Genomic DNA, 637 nt, shown 5'->3' with positions numbered 1-637 from the left:
GCTATACTTTTTATTTTTGTAGGAAAAAAGACGTGTCGACAAAATACAAAGCAACAACAACCGAGGAAGCATATTTTATAACAATAACTGCTGTAGGATGGATAGATATATTTACAAGACTAAATCAAAAAAATATTTTAATAAATGCACTAAAATATTGTCAGGACAATAAAGGTTTAGAAATTTATGCCTATTGCATTATGAGCAGCCATATTCATTTGCTCTGCAAAGGAACGAATGGTTTTGTATTATCTGATATTATTAGAGATTTTAAAAAATTTACATCAAAAAAAATAATACAGACTATAATAGATGAACCCGAAAGCAGAAGAGAATGGATGCTGGAGTATTTCCAGAAAGCATGTGAACATTTAAAAAAGAATCAGACTTATAAAGTTTGGCAAAATGGTTACCATGCAGAACATATTTGCAGTAATAAATTTATTAAGCAAAAAGTTGATTACATCCATAACAATCCTGTAAAAGACAAAACTGTCAGTTCGGCTGAGGATTATTATTTTAGCTCGGCAAGAAATTATTCAGGCTTAGAAAATGATTTAGAGATTATTTTGTTATACTTATTCTGAAACCTGCTAACTTTTGAGTTTCCCAACTTTGCGGGCACAGATTGCAAATC

The 637-nt window shown here is 30.3% G+C and carries 1 protein-coding gene; it reads left to right on the top strand.

The features are described from left to right. The first annotated feature begins 32 nt into the window (after positions 1–32). A complete protein-coding gene (locus ACFS3A_RS26735; RefSeq protein ID WP_379828787.1) occupies positions 33–587 on the top strand; it encodes an REP-associated tyrosine transposase in 555 nt (184 codons plus the stop codon). The last annotated feature ends 50 nt before the right edge of the window (positions 588–637 follow it).

This window comes from Flavobacterium notoginsengisoli (assembly GCF_042686225.1).
Lineage (GTDB): Bacteria > Bacteroidota > Bacteroidia > Flavobacteriales > Flavobacteriaceae > Flavobacterium > Flavobacterium notoginsengisoli.
The sequence above is the reverse complement of the archived record's forward strand: the minus strand, read 5'-3'. Positions and strand labels throughout refer to the sequence as shown.